The following is a 16393-nucleotide window of genomic DNA, read 5'->3' on the forward strand; positions in this document are numbered from 1 at the left end:
AGTTATCCTATTAAAAAACACGATTATGGAATACGATCCGATTCAAAATTTCGATCTGAAAAAGTATTTGGGCAAATGGTACGAAATCGCCCGCTTCGATTTTCGTTTTGAACGCGACATGCACTCCGTAACGGCAGAGTATATGATGCGGCCGGACGGAAAGGTGCGCGTCGTCAATAGCGGCCGCAAAGAGAAGCCGGGCAGCCGGTTGTCCGTGGCGGAGGGGAAGGCGAAACTGGGGGCGCCGGACGATCCGACGCGGCCGGGATTTCTGAAAGTCTCGTTCTTCGGGCCTTTCTATTCGCCGTACTACATTCTGGCGCTCGATCCGGACTACCGGTATGCGCTGGTGGGAGGGAAAAAGAGAAAATACCTGTGGATACTCTCCCGGACGCCGAAGCTGCCGCAAAAAACGATCCGGCAGTTGATCGACCGGGCAGACCAACTGGGCTTCGACACGTCGAAACTCGTCTTCACCCGGCAGAGCGAATGAAACAGCCGAATGAATAACAAGAGCGGATGGCCGTCATTCCAATGATCGGACCACCCGCTCATCTACGAAAAATAGGCTTCGACACGTTCAAAATGCCTTTTCCCGAAAAACTTGTCACGGATTATAGAGGTCGAAATTCCGAAAGTTGAAAATCGCCTGCGCCATTTCCCACATTTGCCGCGCCGCAGTATGTCCGGGATCGAGCTCCAACGCCCGATTGAAATCGTTGATCGCCTCGCCGAAATCGTTGTTCCGATAATGCAGCCGCCCCCGTTCAAAATAATACTCCGCCTCCTTCGGATGCCGCTCGATCATCTTCGTCCAGTATTCAATCGTCCCGCTGCTGTCCATAGCCGTACAGTTTTTTGTCCCTGATATAGTCCAAGACCGGTTCCGGTATCACATCAGCCCCAATAGGAATCCCCGTCGCCAATGCCGCCCGGATCGAAGTCGAATCGACCCCGTAAACCGGCGCCTGCGCCATCTCCGGCGACGCCGTCCCCCCGTTGCGCGGATAAATCAAAAACCGAACCATGCGCCGCAACTCCTCCGCCCGGTACCACCGGGGCAGCTGATCGGCAATATCGCTGCCGGCCAGAATGATAAACTGCGTACCCGGATATAGATTTTGCAAATGCCGGATTGTATTGAATGTGTAGGAAGGCCGGGGCAGGGAAGCCTCCGCATCGCAAACCCCGAGCCTGTTGTCGCCGATCTCCTCCAACGCCAGCCGCACCATCTCCATACGATCCGCAAAAGAAGCCAGTTCCGCCGGGTCTTTCAGCGGATTCTGCGGCGACACCACGAGCCACACCTCGTCCGCCAGCCCCCGCGCCAAGACATACCGGGCCACCGCCAGATGCCCGCAGTGAACCGGATTGAACGATCCCATCAGCAACGCCACCCGTTTCCGCATCCTTTCCATGAACCCCGCCGATATTTACTTGGCTGCCAGAAAATCCCCGACCACTTGTCTCGCCTCGGCATAAGCCGTTTCGAGATCGTCATTGACGATCACCCGGTCGAACCGCGGCGCGTACCCGATCTCCTGTTCCGCTTTCGCCAGCCGTCGTTCGATCGCCTCCGGCGAGTCCGTTCCGCGCCCTTCCAACCGCCCCCGCAGCGCCTCCACCGACGGCGGCATAATGAAAATCGAGAGGGCGCGGTCGCCGAACAGTTTCTTGATATTCAGCGCCCCCATCACATCCACGTCGAACACCACCACATGCCCCCGATCCCAAATCCGTTCGATTTCGGCCCTGAGCGTCCCATAGCACGTCCCCGCATAGACCTCCTCCCACTCGACGAATTCCCCCTCTTCGACCCGCGCCGCAAACTCCGCCGCATCCATGAAATAGTAGTCCACCCCGTCCCGCTCCTCGCCCCGCGGCGCCCGCGACGTGGCCGAAATGGAGAACTCCAGTTCCGGAAAACGCGCCAGCAGATGTTTGACGATCGTCGTTTTGCCCGAACCCGACGGCGCCGAGAATATCAATACCTTGCCCATAAGCCGAACGTTTTATAAAAGGTTGAGTAACTGTTCCTTGATTTTCTCCAGCTCGTCCTTCATTCGCACCACGATCTTCTGTATCCCCGCATGATTGGCTTTCGACCCCGTGGTATTGATCTCGCGGCCGATCTCCTGCGCAATGAAGCCTAACTTGCGTCCCACCCCCTCCGACTCGCCCGCCACAGTGCGGAAATAGTTGCAGTGCTGCTTGAGCCGCACCTTTTCCTCCGTGATGTCGAACTTTTCGAGGTAATAGATGATCTCCTGCTCGAAACGGTTGTTGTCCACATGCACCTGCAAGGCCTTGAGGTTCTCCATGAGCCGTGCGCGCACCGTTTCGATCCGTTCCTCCTCCAGCGGCACGATCTGGGCCGCCAACTCCTCGATCGTGTCGATCCGTTTCAACAGATCGGCGATCAGCACCGCCCCCTCCTGCGCACGGAACCGGTTCAGATTTTCCACCGCCTCGTCCACCGCCTCCGAAAGCGCGGCCCATTCCTCATCGCTGATCGCCACCGCCTCGGTCTGCATCACATCCGGCAAACGAAGCACCGTTGTAATCAGCGGCTCCGCCGTGTTCGTGTCGCCCAATTCTTTCTGCAACTCGGCCAGTTGCGAATAATATGCCTTGAACAATTCGATATTGATCGAACCGGCATTGGTTTTCGCTCCCCCGATATTCTCGACCGACACGAACAAGTCTACTTTACCCCGTCCCAGCGCCTTGCCCACGGTATTTCGTATTTCATACTCCTTCTCCCGGTAAATGGAGGGGATGCGGGCCGACAAATCCAGCTGCTTGCTGTTCAGACTTTTGATTTCCACAATGATTTTGCGTTGGTCGGTATGCCTTTCGGCACGTCCGTAACCGGTCATCGATTTTATCATAATGCAGATTCTGGTTTCTTCTTATTTTTAGCAAAGATAGAGTGATTTTCCCATTTCCCGCTCTTGTAATATCCGTAAGCGATCGCCAGCCCGACACTCCAGCCGATCGGCACCGACCACCAGATACCCTGCTCGCCCATCAGCCGGGAAAGCCACATCGCCGCAGGAATACGCACTGCCCACAGCGAAACCAACGTGGAAAACATCGGAAAAATGACCGCCCCGGCCCCCCGCAGCATCCCGTTGATAACGAACATGGCGCTGAAAATCAGATAAAACAGGCTGACAATCACTAAATATTCCGTCCCCACCCGGATCACGTCCGGATCGACGGTGAAAATCCTCAAGATGTCCGCCCCGAACAGCACAATCACCGCCGTAATCGCCACACAGGTCAGGGACGAAAAAATCATCGTCATTTTCAACCCTTTATGCACGCGATCCAGGTGTCCGGCCCCCACGTTCTGTCCCGTGAAACTGGTCAGCGCCATAGCGAAATTCATCGACGGGATCACCGCTAAATGATCCACCCGGATCGCCGCGCTGTAGCCTGCGATCACATCCGTCCCCCATCCGTTGACGATCCCCATCAGGGCCACCATCCCGAAAGCCACGAACGCCTGCTGCACTCCCGTCGGCAGCCCGTAATTGATGCACTGCCGGAAAATCGTCCGGTCGAACCGCAATTTCAGCAGATCGATCCGGAAAATCGATTTCCCCGCATTGATATACCACACGGCCGTAAAATAAGCCGCCCCCTGCGCCGCGACGGTCGCCCAGGCTGCCCCGGCCACACCCCAACCGAACACTAAGATGAAAAGCAGATCCAATCCCACATTGAGAATCGCCGACAGAAGCAGAAAATAAAGCGGTGTTTTCGAGTCGCCCACTCCCCGCAGAACAGCCGCCACCGTATTGAATCCGAACAGCAGAAAGATACCGCCTAAATAAATACGCAAATAATCCGCAGCTAAAGGAATGAGTTCCTGAGGTAAACCGATAAGCCGGAAAATGCCCTCACTGAAAAAAATCCCCACCAGCGCGACGACCAGCCCCGACCCGACCAGAAAAACATGCAGCGTATCGCTGGTCAGCCTGACTTTATCGTACTGTCTGGCTCCGTAATACTGCGACAATACGACGCTCGCTCCGCTGCCGACCCCGATCACCAATGCGATTACGGCGAACACTACCGGCGTGCTGGCTCCGACCGCCGCCAGCGCCTCTTTGCCCAGATAGCGTCCCACGATGGCGCTGTCCACGATCTGGTAAAGCTGCATGACGAAATTGCCCATGATGATGGGCAGCGAAAAAAGCAGAATCTGCCGCCCGACAGGGCCGGAGGTGAAATCTTTCATAGAGGTGTTGGCTGAACAAAATTCGCAAAAAATTTCATTATCGGAGAATATTTCCGATATTTGATAGCCGTTTTTGCACCAGACCAGGCTTTGCGCTGCATCGACGACGAATCAAACATTCCGAAATATGAAAAAACATAATTTCTCCGCAGGGCCTTCGATCCTGCCCCGCGCAGCGGTCGAAAACGCCGCCCAAGCTGTTTTGGACCTCAATGGCATCGGTCTTTCGGTGCTCGAAATATCGCACCGCACCAAGGACTTCGAGGAGGTGCTGGACGAAGCGGTAGCGTTGCTCAAAGAGCTGCTGAACATTCCGGAGGGGTACAGCGTGCTGTTTCTCGGCGGGGGGGCGAGCATGCAGTTCTGCATGGTGCCGTTCAACCTGCTGGAACGGAAAGCGGGGTACGTCAATACCGGAGTGTGGGCCAGAAAAGCGATGAAAGAAGCCAAACTGTTCGGCGACGTGGTGGCGGTGGCATCGTCGGAAGACAGGAATTTCTCCTATATTCCGAAAGGATACGCGATCCCGGCCGACCTGGACTACCTCCACATCACGACCAACAATACGATCTTCGGGACGGAGTACAAAACCGACCTCGACTCGCCGGTGACATTGGTGGCGGACATGTCGTCGGACATCCTTTCGCGGCCGGTGGACGTGTCGAAATACGGACTGATCTACGGCGGGGCGCAGAAAAACTTAGGGCCGGCGGGGGTGACGTTCGTCATCGTGCGCAACGATATTCTGGGCAAGGTTTCGCGGCCGATTCCGACGATGCTGGACTACCGGACGCATGTCGAGGGGGGATCGATGTTCAACACGCCGCCGGTATTCCCGATCTACGTGGTGCGCGAAACGCTGCGGTGGCTCAAGTCGATCGGCGGGGTGCCGGCCATTCAGAAGCTCAACGCGGAAAAGGCGGCGCTCTTGTACGACGAAATCGACCGCAACTCGATGTTCGTCGGCACGGCGGCGCGCGAAGACCGGTCACTGATGAATGTCTGCTTCGTCTACAGCGATGCGCACAAGGATTTGGAACCGACGGCATTCCTCGATTTCGCGAAAGCGCGCGGCATGGTGGGGGTCAAGGGACATCGCTTGGTGGGCGGTTTCCGCGCTTCGATCTACAATGCGATGCCCAAGGAGAGCGTACAGGCGTTGGTAGACTGCATGCAGGAGTTTGAAAAACAATACATTTAATCCGCCTCAAGCCGGCGGGGGCTTCTACTTTCTTTGCCAGCAAAGAAAGTAGACAAAGAAACTGCCTCCAGCCGGTTTCGCCTTGTCGGGTGTCCGCGCGTCCTGCGCGGCCCCCTCAAGGCAAAACACGACGCTTCCGGAAGGGCTTTCGCGTGCGGAATATTTCAATTGTCAGAGGTTCGTTACGTACCAACGACATCTGCGGGCGGCAGTTTGAAAAAAAGAATGGATAAAGACTAAAAATTATGAAAATATTAATAGCAACCGAGAAACCCTTTTCCAAGCAAGCCACGGACGGTATGGCAGCCATTGCGCGCGAAGCGGGATTGGAATGCGCTTTGTTGGAAAAATACGCATCGGTCGATGTGTTGAAAGCGGCGGTGGCCGATGCCGATGCGTTGATCGTGCGGTCGGACAAGGTGACGGCAGACGTGATCGGCGCGGCACCGAAACTCCGGATCGTGGTGCGGGCGGGAGCAGGGTACGACAACCTCGACTTGGCCGCTTGCACTGCGCGGGGGATCGTGGCCATGAACACGCCGGGACAGAACTCCAATGCCGTGGCCGAACTCGCGATCTCGATGATGATCTTCATGGCCCGCAACCAGTTTACGCCGGGGACAGGGCATGAAATCAGCGGAAAACGGCTGGGGATTCACGCCTATGGGAACGTGGGGCGGATCGTAGCGCGATACGGGCGGGCGCTGGGGATGGAGGTGAGTGCTTATGATCCGTTCGTTACCGATCCGGCGATTTTCGCCGGGGACGGGGTACGGATGGCTTCTTCCGCAGCGGAACTCTATGCGAACAGCGATTACGTGTCGCTGCACATTCCGACGACGGCTGAAACAAAGGGTTCTATTGGATATGAGCTCTTGATGTCGATGCCGCAAGGGGCGACGCTGGTCAATACCGCACGCAAGGAGGTGATCGACGAGGCGGGATTGATGCGCGCGCTCGACGAACGCACAGACTTGAAATACATTACCGACATCGCACCGGATACGGCGGCAGAGCTGGCGGAAAAATTCGGCAAACGCTTCTTCGCCACGCCGAAAAAGATGGGGGCGGAAACGGCGGAGGCCAATGTCAATGCGGGATTGGCGGCGGTGCGGCAGATCGTGGCGTTTTTCAAGGAAGGGGTCACCAAATTTCAGGTCAATCGCTAAAACAGCCTTATTATGGTGAAAATCAAACCGTTCAAAGGGATTCGGCCGCCGCGGGAGCTGGCCAAAGAGGTGGCCTCGCGGCCGTACGACGTGCTGAACTCTGCGGAGGCGAAAGCGGAGGCGGGAGAAAAGTCGCTGCTGCATATCATTAAGCCGGAGATCGACTTCGACCCGATCATCGACGAACACTCCGATGCCGCTTACGAGCGCGCCGTGGCCAACTTCAAACGGTGGAAGGACAACGGGTGGCTTATAGCTGATAGGGAAGAGCATTACTATGTCTATGCCCAGACGATGGAGGGGCGGACACAGTATGGGTTGGTGGCGGCTTGCCACTTTCAGGATTACGTGGAGGGGCGGATCAAGAAGCACGAGTTGACGCGGCCGGACAAGGAGGAGGATCGGATGATCCACGTGCGGAACCAGAATGCCAATATCGAACCGGTCTTTTTCGCATATCCGGCGAATGCGGAGATGGATGCGATTGTCCGTCAGGTTGTTACGACAAAGGCGCCGGAATACGATTTCGTGGCCGACGGGGACGGATTCGGACACCGCTTCTGGGTAATCGACGACCGGGATACGATTGCGCGGATTACGGAAATTTTCGCCAAGATACCGGCCTTGTATGTGGCGGACGGACACCACCGGACAGCGGCGGCGGCACGGGTGGGACTGGAAAAGAAAGAGGCTGTTCTCAAAGCCGGCGGACAATATACGGGCGAGGAGGAATTCAACTACTTTCTGACGGTGATTTTTCCGGACAACCAGCTGAAAATCATCGACTACAATCGGGTGGTGCGCGATTTGAACGGGCTTGCGCCGACGGAGCTCGTGGCTGCTTTGGAAAAAGACTTTACGGTTACGAAAAAAGGGAAGGGGATCTACAAACCGGCTGAATTACATGACTTTGCCATGTATTTGGGAGGGGAGTGGTATGAACTGAAAGCCAAAGAGGGGACTTATGACGATAACGACCCGATCGGAGTACTGGATGTGACGATCCTGTCGAACTTGGTACTGGACAAGATACTTGGCATCAAGGATTTGCGGACGGACAAGCGGATCGACTTCGTAGGCGGGATTCGGGGCTTGGGCGAATTGCAGAGGCGGGTGGACAGCGGGGAGATGGCAGTGGCATTCGCCTTGTATCCGGTGTCGATGAAACAGCTGATCGACATTGCCGACACGGGGAATATCATGCCGCCGAAAACCACGTGGTTCGAGCCGAAATTACGATCCGGGTTAGTCATCCATTCTCTGGAAGAGTAATCGGTTGGACACACGAACATAGCTGTACATAAGAAAAGGAGTAACAATACGTTACTCCTTTTCTTATTCAATTTGGACACCGTATGAAATTCCAAAATATCGCCTTTTCTTAATAAACCATTCCGATACCTTTGCACTGCGATTATCGAAGAATACACGGAGAACGCACACATTATGGCAAAGATAAAAGGGAGAATCGTGGTAGACATCGAACGCTGCAAAGGGTGCAGCGTCTGCATCGAAGCCTGCCCGACGCAAACCATCGGCCTGAGCCCTCAGGTGAACTCGAAAGGATACAACTACTGCTACATGGCCCACCCGGAGGCCTGCATCGGATGCGCCGGGTGTGCGGTGGTGTGTCCGGACAGTTGCATCGTCGTTTACAGAGAGAAAAAACAAGCGTAAAAGCATGGAAGATATTAAATTGATGAAAGGAAACGAAGTGCTGGCCCATGCTGCGGTAAGATGCGGCGTGGACGGCTACTTCGGGTACCCCATCACCCCGCAGTCGGAGGTTTTGGAGACTTTGTCCGAGCTGCGGCCGTGGAAGACCACCGGAATGGTGGTTTTGCAGGCGGAAAGCGAGGTGGCTTCGATCAATATGGTGTACGGCGGGGCGTCGGTGGGGAAACGGGTGATGACCTCGACCTCGAGCCCGGGGCTGTCGTTGATGTGCGAAGGGCTTTCGTATTTAGCGGGGGCGGAACTGCCTTGCGTGGTGATCGACGTCTCGCGCGGGGGGCCGGGCTTGGGAACGATACAGGCGTCGCAGGCCGACTACTTTCAGGTTGTCAAGGGAGGGGGACACGGGGACTACCGGATGCCGGTGCTGGCCCCCAATTCGGTGCAGGAAATGAACGACTTCGTCGACTTGGCTTTCGAGCTGGCTTTCAAATACCTGAACCCGGTGGTGATCTTGGCCGACGGGGTGATCGGACAGATGATGGAAAAAGTGCGGCTCAGCCCGCAGAAACCGCGGCGGACCGAAGCGCAAATCAGAGAGGAGTGTCCGTGGGCGGCGCTGGGGAAAGGTTCCGGGCCGATGCAGCGCAAGGAGCGGAATATCGTCACGTCGTGCTATATCGATCCGGAAACGATGGAACGCCACAACCATAAGCTGCAGGAGAAATACGACCGGATGGAACGCGACGAAGTGCGGGTCGAAGAGATGGAGACTGCGGATGCGGAATATATTTTGGTGGCTTACGGGGCCTCGTCGCGCATCTGCGCCAAAGTGGTCGAAGATGCCAGGGCCGAAGGGTTGCGCGTGGGGCTGATCCGGCCGATCACGCTCTTTCCCTTCCCGGCGGCAACGATCCGGCGGGCGGCGGAACATGCCAAAGGATTCTTGTCCGTCGAACTGAGCATGGGGCAGATGATCGAAGACGTGCGGATGGCGATCGGGAATGCGGCCATGCCGGTGCGGCACTTCGGCCGAACCGGAGGGATCATCCACTCGCCGCGCGAAGTGTACGACGCACTCAAACAATTGATGACCGAAACCGGAGGACTGCAATGATGACGGAAGAGACTGCCATACTCGAAACGACGGGGACAGAGACCGAAAAAGTTTACGACCGGCCGAGGCTGCTGTTGGATACGACAATGCACTACTGTCCGGGATGTTCGCACGGGACGGTGCACAAGTTAGTGGCCGAAGCGATCGACGAACTCGGCGCCGAGGATCGGGCGATCGGGATTACGCCGGTGGGCTGTGCGGCTTTCCTGTACAACTACATCGACATCGACTGGATCCAGGCTTCACACGGGCGGGCGCCGGCGGTGGCTACAGCGGCGAAACGCCTGTGTCCTGACAAACTCGTCTTCACCTATCAGGGGGACGGGGACTTGGCGGCGATCGGGACAGCCGAAGCGATCCATGCGGCCAATCGAGGGGATAATATTGCGATCATCTTCATCAACAACGCGATTTACGGGATGACGGGAGGGCAGATGGCACCGACGACACTGCTCGGGATGAAGACCGCCACGACGCCGATGGGGCGGGATGCGGCCTTGAACGGCTATCCGTTCAAAGTGGCCGATATGCTGACTTTGTTGGACGGGGTGACTTATGTGACGCGGCAGAGCGTCAATACGCCGGCCAACGTGCGGAGAGCCAAAAAGGCGATCAAGAAAGCATTCGAGAACTCGATCCAGAACCGGGGATTTTCATTCGTCGAGATCGTGGCGACTTGCAATTCGGGATGGAAGCTGTCGCCGGTGGCGGCAAACCGGTGGATGGAAGAAAATATGCACGCCACCTATCCGTTGGGGGACTTGAAAGACCTCTCCGCACAAGCGGCCGCGACCGAGAAATAACGACACAGATACAGGAGTTTACGTATGAAAGAAGAGATCATTATAGCCGGATTCGGCGGGCAGGGGGTTTTGTCGATGGGAAAAATTCTGGCCTATTCGGGGGTGATGCAGGGGCAGGAGGTGAGCTGGATTCCGTCTTACGGGCCGGAGATGCGGGGCGGAACAGCCAATGTGACGGTGATTCTGAGCGACCGCAAGATCAGTTCGCCGGTGCTGCAGGAGTTCGACACGGGGATCGTGCTGAACCAGCAGTCGCTGGACAAGTTCGAGGATTCCATTAAGGCGGGGGGGACACTGCTGTACGATCCGAACGGGATTACTCATCCGCCGCACAGGACGGACTTGGACATCTATACCATTGATGCGGCGGTCGAAGCGGCGCGGAGCGGGAATGCGAAGGTGTTCAACATGTTTGTCCTGGGGGCTTTTCTGCGGATCAAACCGTTGGTCACGATCGAGAATGTGATCGAGGGTCTCAGGCATTCGCTGCCGGAACGGGCGCACAAGATGATTCCGGCGAATGAAGCGGCGTTGCGGCGAGGGATGGAGCTGGTCCGGAAGTCAGAGCAGCACGGATAAACTGCCAAGCCCAAGGGCGGTGATTCTCAGACATCACCGCCCTTTTATATATTCCATCACCGCCGGACGATACTTACGCGAAATGTCGATCCGGATACCCCGGACGTAAACCGCCGCTTCATCGTATCGTTCTATCAGGCCGGCATTGACCAGAAATGAACGGTGGGTTCTTAAAAAAGGCCTCCCCAATTCCCGTTCCCAGTGAGAAATATTCGTTTTATTGCGGTATGCCCGGCCATCATCGGTATGCAGCCAAACCTCGTCGTCATTGGACTCTATATAAGCGATCCGCCCGACCTCTACGGAAATCCGTTTCCGGTCCGAAATAAACTCGACGAACCGCTTCGCATCAGCCTCCGTCTTCCCGGTCAAATAGTACTCGATCAGTTTCAACGGCGCCAAATAAACGAACAGCACCAGCCACACGAAAACCGGATTCAGCAAAACGCCGGGCAGGCGGGTCGCAGGCGACTCGAAAAACAAGGCATGGGCGAGCAACAGGATCAGATACTGCGTAAACAGCACCCCGAACGCAAACCAGACCAGATCGAACAGGCGACGGAACGACAATTGTCGGTAAAAATACTCGACCAACAGTACGCACGGCAAAAACGAAACCGAAACAAACAGCGCTTCAACCAGCGAATAACTGAAACTGACCAGCACCAAACCGACCAATACAATCATTCCGCTCCAATACAGAACTGCATACCCGCTTTTCATCTTCAAACAATTTTCTGTTTTTTCTCCCCTAAAATTACCCTTTCCCGGCCCAAATCCAGCTCCTGCAAGGCAAAGAAAGGGATTCGGCATCTCCACAACCGGATTCGACCCTACCATTCGATCCGATTACCTCTAACTTTGCCATAGGGAAATCCGGAAACCCCCAACCATTTTAGTCACCCTTTAAATTACACAAGTCATGATCGATTTATTCATCGAAGGCGGCATGGGCTGGATGTCACTGCTGACCATCGAACTGATTGCCCTTTTCTTCGCCGCATGGAAAGCCCCTACCTGGGTTCGGGAGATCGGTGCTATCGCACTCTCCACCGGCATACTCAGCACTTTCATAGGACTGTTCAACGCATTCGGCGCCATCGAAATGGCCGGCGATATCAGCATGAGCCTGCTATGCGGCGGCCTGCGACTGGCCATTATTCCCATATGCTACGGGATACTGATCTTCATCGCCTCGCTGGTCATCCGTATCGTCCAGAAACCGAGGATGTAACGACAAAGCGGGCAGGGGAGTACCTCTGCCCGCTTATTATAGTTCATACCGCCGTATCCGCCCCTATGTACGCGGATCAGATTCTAAAAAACTGTCGGTTTGTCATCGGATATACGTTTGAGATTCACTTTCCGAATCAACGCATAAAAATATTCCGGAACGCCTCGCCGACCTCGTCGAGCACAAAACGCCACCGCGTGGCGATCCCGATCGCCAACGCCGCGATCAGTACATACATCAATTTCTCATTCCAGGACGCTCCTGTCCACCAGCGTTTAAATCGGTTCGGCATACTGCAGATATTTATTGAAACGCGACGAGACTCACCGCCATGACCGCCATGCCGATAATCAACCCCCAGATCGCCACATGATGTTTCCCGTACTCATGTGCAGCCGGGAGCAGTTCGTCCAGCGAGATATAGACCATGATCCCCGCAATCGCCGCAAAGATATAGCCCAGCATCGCCGGCGAAAGGAACGGCAAGAGAATCAGGTAACCGACCACAGCTCCCACCGGCTCTGCCAGTCCCGACAAGAACGAAAACTTGAACGCCTTTTTCCGGCTGCCGGTGGCATAATAAACCGGCACCGACACCGCAATCCCTTCCGGTATATTGTGAATAGCGATGGCCGCGGCAATGGCGATCCCCATCTGCGGATCCTCTAAGGCTGTCATGAACGTGGCGATGCCCTCCGGAAAGTTGTGGATGCCGATCACCAATGCCGTCATAATCCCCATCCGCATCATGTGTTTGGAATGGACGGGTTTTCCTCCCAGCGTTTTGACCTCCACCCGCATGCTTTCCACGCTTCTCATCTCGTGGGGATTATCGACCGAAGGCACCAATCTGTCGATCAGGGCGATAAATAAAATACCTCCGAAAAAAGAAACGACCGCAGCGATCTGTCCCCAGCGTGGGCCATAGTCTGTCGACAAAATATCCGCCGATTGGGCGAAAAGTTCCACGAACGAGATATAGATCATCACTCCGGCCGACAATCCGAGCGAAAAAGAGAGGAATGTACGGTTCGTGCGCTTGGCAAAAAAAGCGATCAGACTCCCGATTCCAGTCGAAAGACCCGCCAGGAGGGTCAATATCAAAGCATAAATAACATTCTGCTCCATAAGTTACGGATGGATGGGGCACAAAAAACCGCCCTGCTGCAAGTAGGACGGTTTCAAATATAGCAAATTCCGGGCAAAAGTTTTCCGGCCCTAACCGATCCGGTTTTTGAACTGCACAGCCTCCAGCTCCCGATTGGCCTGCGCGATCTTATCGGCCAACTCCGCCTTGAATTTCAGCATCTGCCGCTGCACCTCCGGTTCGCCCGTCGCGATGATCTGCATGGCCAGAATCGCCGCATTTTTGGCCCCGTCCAGCGCCACCGTAGCCACCGGAATGCCCGACGGCATCTGCAACATCGACAGGATACTGTCCCAGCCGTCGATCGAGTTGGACGACTTGATCGGCACCCCCACCACCGGCAGCGGCGTCAGCGCAGCGATCACCCCCGGCAGATGGGCCGCTCCGCCCGCTCCGGCAATAATGACCTTCACCCCCCGCGCGTGGGCCTTTTTCGCGAAATCCAGCACCAATTCCGGTGTGCGATGCGCCGACAAAGCGTTGATCTCGAACGGGATATTCATTTCATCGAGAAATTTGGCCGCGGCGGACATAATATTCAGATCCGACGTGCTGCCCATGATGATCGAAACTTTCGGTTGCATAGGATAGGGTATTTTATTTAACTTTGCGAAGGTATAAACTTTTCGGCAAACACACTTTCTATTTCTTTTGAAACCGACCCTTACGATCCGCGACCGCCGTTTCGAGCCGTACATTCCGGCAGAGGCCATCCATGCCGCGATTTCCGATGTGGCGGGACGGATCAACCGCGATTATGCGAATGCCGCACGCCCGTTGCTTTTGGTGACCCTGAACGGAGCGTTTGTCTTCGCAGGAGAACTGTTCCGGCAGCTTACGGGCGATTTCGAGGTAGCCTTCGTCAAACTCTCGTCTTATGAAGGCCTCGGGAGCTCCGGAACCATTCAAATCGACGTGCCGCTGACGACCGATGTCCGGGGACGCGATGTGCTGATCGCCGAAGACGTGGTGGATACCGGCGCGACCATCCATAAACTGCAAGCCATGCTGGCGGAACAGGGGGCGCGGAGTGTTCGGGTGGCGACCTTGTTGCTGAAACCCGAGACATATTATCATCAGACAGAACGGCCCGAACCGCTGCCGATCGACTACGCGGCATTGGAGGCGGAACCGAAATTCATCATCGGCTACGGCATGGACTACGACGGGCTGGGGCGGAATTTAGGAGCGCTTTACGCCGTATGCGAGGACGAACTGACATGACGAACGATATATACGAACTGTTGGAGGGGGGGCGTCTGCTACCGCTGGTGGAGGATTTTTACACCATTCAGGGCGAGGGGTATCATGCGGGAAAGCCGGCCTATTTCATTCGGTTAGGGGGGTGCGACGTGGGGTGCCGGTGGTGCGACGCCAAGTTCACGTGGAACGCCCGGCTCTATCCACCGACGCCGATCACCGAAATTGTGGAACGGGCGGCGGCGCTGCCGGCACAGGCGATTGTGATTACGGGCGGCGAACCGACCTTGTATCCGCTGGAACCGCTGACCGCTTCGCTCAAGGCCAGGGGAGTGGAAATCTTTATCGAAACCTCGGGGACACATCCGCTGTCGGGCAGTATCGACTGGGTGTGTCTGTCGCCGAAACGGCAACAGCCGCCGCTGCCGGAGGTGCTGCGACGGGCAGACGAGTTGAAGGTCATTGTCGAGACGCCCGACGACATCGCTTGGGCCGAGGAGAATGCCGGTCGGGTTTCGCCGGATTGCAGGCTCTACCTGCAACCGGAGTGGAGCCGTTACCGGGAGGTGATTCCGGTATTGGTCGAGTATGCGAAGGCCAATCCACAGTGGAACATCTCGATCCAGAGCCACAAATTCATGCACATACCTTAACCCATATGTTTACCTTTCAGGAATTTTCGGAATTCGTTCGCTCTTTGACACCGGCCATTCGGGAAACCGTTCATCAATACATCGGCCGGGTGCACGTGGACTATAAAGCCGACGACTCGCCGGTGACGCAGGCCGACCGGGAGATCGAGCAGTATATCGTCGCACAGATCGAAAGTCGGTTTCCGGGCGGGGCGATCGTGGGGGAGGAGAGCGGCACCCATCCGGCTTCGGCCAGCAACTCTTTGATCGAGTGGATCGTGGACCCGATCGACGGAACGAAAAGTTTCATTCACGGGGTGCCGCTGTTCGCCACGCTCATCGGGGTATTGGCAGGGGGCAAGGCGGTTTACGGGGCGATTTACAATCCGATGCTGGACGATCTGATCATGGGAGACAACCGGGTGGCGTTGCGGAACGGGGTACAAACCCGGATGCGGGACTGCAATTCGCTGGGACAGGCGACATTGCTGACGACTGACATACTGGACGTGGCGAAACACCGGAATATTCACCCTTTCATGGCGTTGGCCGAACGGTGCCGGATACTGCGGACGTGGGGGGATGCTTATGGCTACTGCCTGCTGGCGACGGGTCGGGCGGACATTATGGTCGATCCGATCATGAGCCGTTGGGATATTGCCGCGTTGATTCCGGTGATTCGGGGGGCCGGAGGTGTCATTACGGATTATTACGGGGGGGAGCCGGAAACGGGAGATTCCATTGTCGCTTGCACGGCGGCTTTACACGGCGCGGTTTTGGCGGCACTGAACCGATAACCCGAATTTGGCCGCGGACGAAAAAAGGGTTACCTTTGCCGTATGTTCGGAATTTACGGGGTGTAGCGCAGTCCGGTTAGCGCACCTGCTTTGGGAGCAGGGGGTCGCTGGTTCGAATCCAGTCTCCCCGACAAAATCCAAGCGCCTTTAAAATCATCGTAAGTGATTGATTTTAAAGGCGCTTCTGTGTTTTCCGATAAGAATTGTAGTGGAAGTGCAGCCGATAAAGCCGATTGTAAGCTTTTCCCCTATCCCTATACAGACACCGCCACGGATTGGCTCCGGAAACATTACGCGATTACATACTTTATCTTACCGGTTCATCCCTTATCCCAATTTTTCGGTTCCGCCGCCCCCCGGCCGCGAAAAGCGGCCCCGGCGCAGAGCCGAACTCGAAAAAGAAGAAAAGTAGGTTTTATTGTACGTGTTCGGGATAGAACTGTTCTCTTTGTGAACAACCGACGCTGCCAGTGGTGCCGCTCGGCACTCGAACCGGGGCCTCTACCCTGAATAAGGTGAGCGGCGAGGAGGAACCGAGCAGCGTTCCGAGGGCAGAGACCACTTGTGGGCTATGCCGAGGTAGCGCGAGGA

The 16393-nt window shown here is 56.0% G+C and carries 21 protein-coding genes and 1 tRNA gene; 13 read left to right on the forward strand and 9 right to left on the reverse strand.

Annotation, left to right across the window (positions count from 1 at the left end):
* Positions 1-25: 25 nt before the first annotated feature.
* Positions 26-493: a lipocalin family protein gene (locus tag Q0Z93_RS00595; RefSeq protein WP_298061516.1), complete on the forward strand. Its 468-nt coding sequence runs from the start codon at positions 26-28 to the stop codon at positions 491-493.
* 114 nt (positions 494-607) lie between these two features.
* Here the strand turns inward: Q0Z93_RS00595 and Q0Z93_RS00600 are convergent, their stop codons facing one another.
* From Q0Z93_RS00600 to Q0Z93_RS00620, 5 genes are read right to left on the reverse strand one after another with little or no spacing between them, the layout of a single operon-like run.
* A complete protein-coding gene (locus Q0Z93_RS00600; RefSeq protein WP_298061518.1) occupies positions 608-844 on the reverse strand; it encodes a tetratricopeptide repeat protein in 237 nt (78 codons plus the stop codon).
* Positions 822-1418 carry a nicotinate (nicotinamide) nucleotide adenylyltransferase gene (gene nadD / locus Q0Z93_RS00605; RefSeq protein WP_298061520.1) on the reverse strand — a complete coding sequence of 199 codons (597 nt, stop codon included), beginning with the start codon at positions 1416-1418 and terminating at the stop codon, positions 822-824. Before nadD ends, Q0Z93_RS00600 begins: the two co-directional genes overlap by 23 nt.
* Before the next feature lie 15 nt (positions 1419-1433).
* Positions 1434-2000, reverse strand: coding sequence for a guanylate kinase (gmk, locus tag Q0Z93_RS00610; protein ID WP_298061522.1), 567 nt, complete (start codon positions 1998-2000; stop codon positions 1434-1436).
* Positions 2001-2012: 12 nt separating this feature from the next.
* Entirely contained in the window at positions 2013-2891 is an 879-nt protein-coding gene (locus tag Q0Z93_RS00615; RefSeq protein ID WP_298061524.1) for a YicC/YloC family endoribonuclease, read from the reverse strand.
* Positions 2888-4249, reverse strand: a complete 1362-nt coding sequence (locus Q0Z93_RS00620) for an MATE family efflux transporter (protein WP_298061527.1) — start codon at positions 4247-4249, stop codon at positions 2888-2890. Before Q0Z93_RS00620 ends, Q0Z93_RS00615 begins: the two co-directional genes overlap by 4 nt.
* A gap of 127 nt (positions 4250-4376) precedes the next feature.
* On the opposite strand from Q0Z93_RS00620, the gene serC reads away from it, so the two are divergent.
* The 7 genes from serC to Q0Z93_RS00655 all read left to right on the forward strand — a co-directional run bounded on the left by serC (position 4377) and on the right by Q0Z93_RS00655 (position 10792).
* Complete coding sequence (serC, locus tag Q0Z93_RS00625; RefSeq protein WP_298061529.1) at positions 4377-5450, forward strand: 3-phosphoserine/phosphohydroxythreonine transaminase; 1074 nt, start codon at positions 4377-4379, stop codon at positions 5448-5450.
* Between the two features lie 245 nt (positions 5451-5695).
* On the forward strand, positions 5696-6619 hold the full coding sequence (locus Q0Z93_RS00630; RefSeq protein WP_298061532.1) for a 3-phosphoglycerate dehydrogenase: 924 nt from the start codon (positions 5696-5698) through the stop codon (positions 6617-6619).
* 12 nt (positions 6620-6631) lie between these two features.
* Positions 6632-7891, forward strand: a complete 1260-nt coding sequence (locus tag Q0Z93_RS00635) for a DUF1015 domain-containing protein (protein WP_298061534.1) — start codon at positions 6632-6634, stop codon at positions 7889-7891.
* 174 nt (positions 7892-8065) lie between these two features.
* Complete coding sequence (locus Q0Z93_RS00640) at positions 8066-8296, forward strand: 4Fe-4S dicluster domain-containing protein (RefSeq protein ID WP_298061536.1); 231 nt, start codon at positions 8066-8068, stop codon at positions 8294-8296.
* Positions 8297-8300: 4 nt separating this feature from the next.
* Positions 8301-9410 (forward strand): 3-methyl-2-oxobutanoate dehydrogenase subunit VorB, encoded by a 1110-nt coding sequence (locus Q0Z93_RS00645; RefSeq protein WP_298061538.1) that lies wholly within the window; start codon positions 8301-8303, stop codon positions 9408-9410.
* The gene (locus Q0Z93_RS00650) at positions 9407-10213 is read left to right on the forward strand and encodes a thiamine pyrophosphate-dependent enzyme (protein WP_298061540.1); all 807 of its coding nucleotides are present in this window, start codon (positions 9407-9409) and stop codon (positions 10211-10213) included. Before Q0Z93_RS00645 ends, Q0Z93_RS00650 begins: the two co-directional genes overlap by 4 nt.
* Before the next feature lie 24 nt (positions 10214-10237).
* Positions 10238-10792, forward strand: coding sequence for a 2-oxoacid:acceptor oxidoreductase family protein (locus Q0Z93_RS00655; protein ID WP_298061542.1), 555 nt, complete (start codon positions 10238-10240; stop codon positions 10790-10792).
* 33 nt (positions 10793-10825) lie between these two features.
* Here the strand turns inward: Q0Z93_RS00655 and Q0Z93_RS00660 are convergent, their stop codons facing one another.
* Positions 10826-11515, reverse strand: a complete 690-nt coding sequence (locus Q0Z93_RS00660) for a LytTR family DNA-binding domain-containing protein (protein ID WP_298061546.1) — start codon at positions 11513-11515, stop codon at positions 10826-10828.
* Positions 11516-11714: 199 nt separating this feature from the next.
* Here Q0Z93_RS00660 and Q0Z93_RS00665 point away from each other — a divergent pair, with 199 nt between their 5' ends.
* A complete protein-coding gene (locus Q0Z93_RS00665; protein ID WP_298061548.1) occupies positions 11715-12026 on the forward strand; it encodes a MotA/TolQ/ExbB proton channel family protein in 312 nt (103 codons plus the stop codon).
* Positions 12027-12162: 136 nt separating this feature from the next.
* On the opposite strand, the gene Q0Z93_RS00670 is transcribed toward Q0Z93_RS00665, so the two are convergent.
* The 3 genes from Q0Z93_RS00670 to purE form a co-directional block, all read right to left on the reverse strand.
* On the reverse strand, positions 12163-12318 hold the full coding sequence (locus Q0Z93_RS00670) for a hypothetical protein (protein ID WP_298061550.1): 156 nt from the start codon (positions 12316-12318) through the stop codon (positions 12163-12165).
* Positions 12319-12329: 11 nt separating this feature from the next.
* Positions 12330-13154 (reverse strand): zinc transporter ZupT, encoded by an 825-nt coding sequence (gene zupT / locus Q0Z93_RS00675; RefSeq protein WP_298061552.1) that lies wholly within the window; start codon positions 13152-13154, stop codon positions 12330-12332.
* A 90-nt stretch (positions 13155-13244) separates the two neighbouring features.
* A complete protein-coding gene (gene purE, locus Q0Z93_RS00680; RefSeq protein WP_298061554.1) occupies positions 13245-13757 on the reverse strand; it encodes a 5-(carboxyamino)imidazole ribonucleotide mutase in 513 nt (170 codons plus the stop codon).
* A gap of 67 nt (positions 13758-13824) precedes the next feature.
* Between purE and Q0Z93_RS00685 the strand changes: the two genes are divergently transcribed.
* The 4 genes from Q0Z93_RS00685 to Q0Z93_RS00700 all read left to right on the forward strand — a co-directional run bounded on the left by Q0Z93_RS00685 (position 13825) and on the right by Q0Z93_RS00700 (position 15933).
* The gene (locus Q0Z93_RS00685) at positions 13825-14397 is read left to right on the forward strand and encodes a phosphoribosyltransferase family protein (protein WP_298061556.1); all 573 of its coding nucleotides are present in this window, start codon (positions 13825-13827) and stop codon (positions 14395-14397) included.
* On the forward strand, positions 14394-15026 hold the full coding sequence (locus Q0Z93_RS00690; RefSeq protein WP_298061558.1) for a 7-carboxy-7-deazaguanine synthase QueE: 633 nt from the start codon (positions 14394-14396) through the stop codon (positions 15024-15026). The genes Q0Z93_RS00685 and Q0Z93_RS00690 overlap by 4 nt, the downstream gene beginning before the upstream one ends.
* Positions 15027-15031: 5 nt before the next feature.
* Positions 15032-15802, forward strand: coding sequence for an inositol monophosphatase family protein (locus Q0Z93_RS00695; protein ID WP_298061560.1), 771 nt, complete (start codon positions 15032-15034; stop codon positions 15800-15802).
* Positions 15803-15858: 56 nt separating this feature from the next.
* Positions 15859-15933: transfer RNA gene (locus Q0Z93_RS00700), tRNA-Pro, on the forward strand.
* Positions 15934-16393 lie beyond the last annotated feature (460 nt).

This window comes from uncultured Rikenella sp. (assembly GCF_947628055.1).
Lineage (GTDB): Bacteria > Bacteroidota > Bacteroidia > Bacteroidales > Rikenellaceae > Rikenella.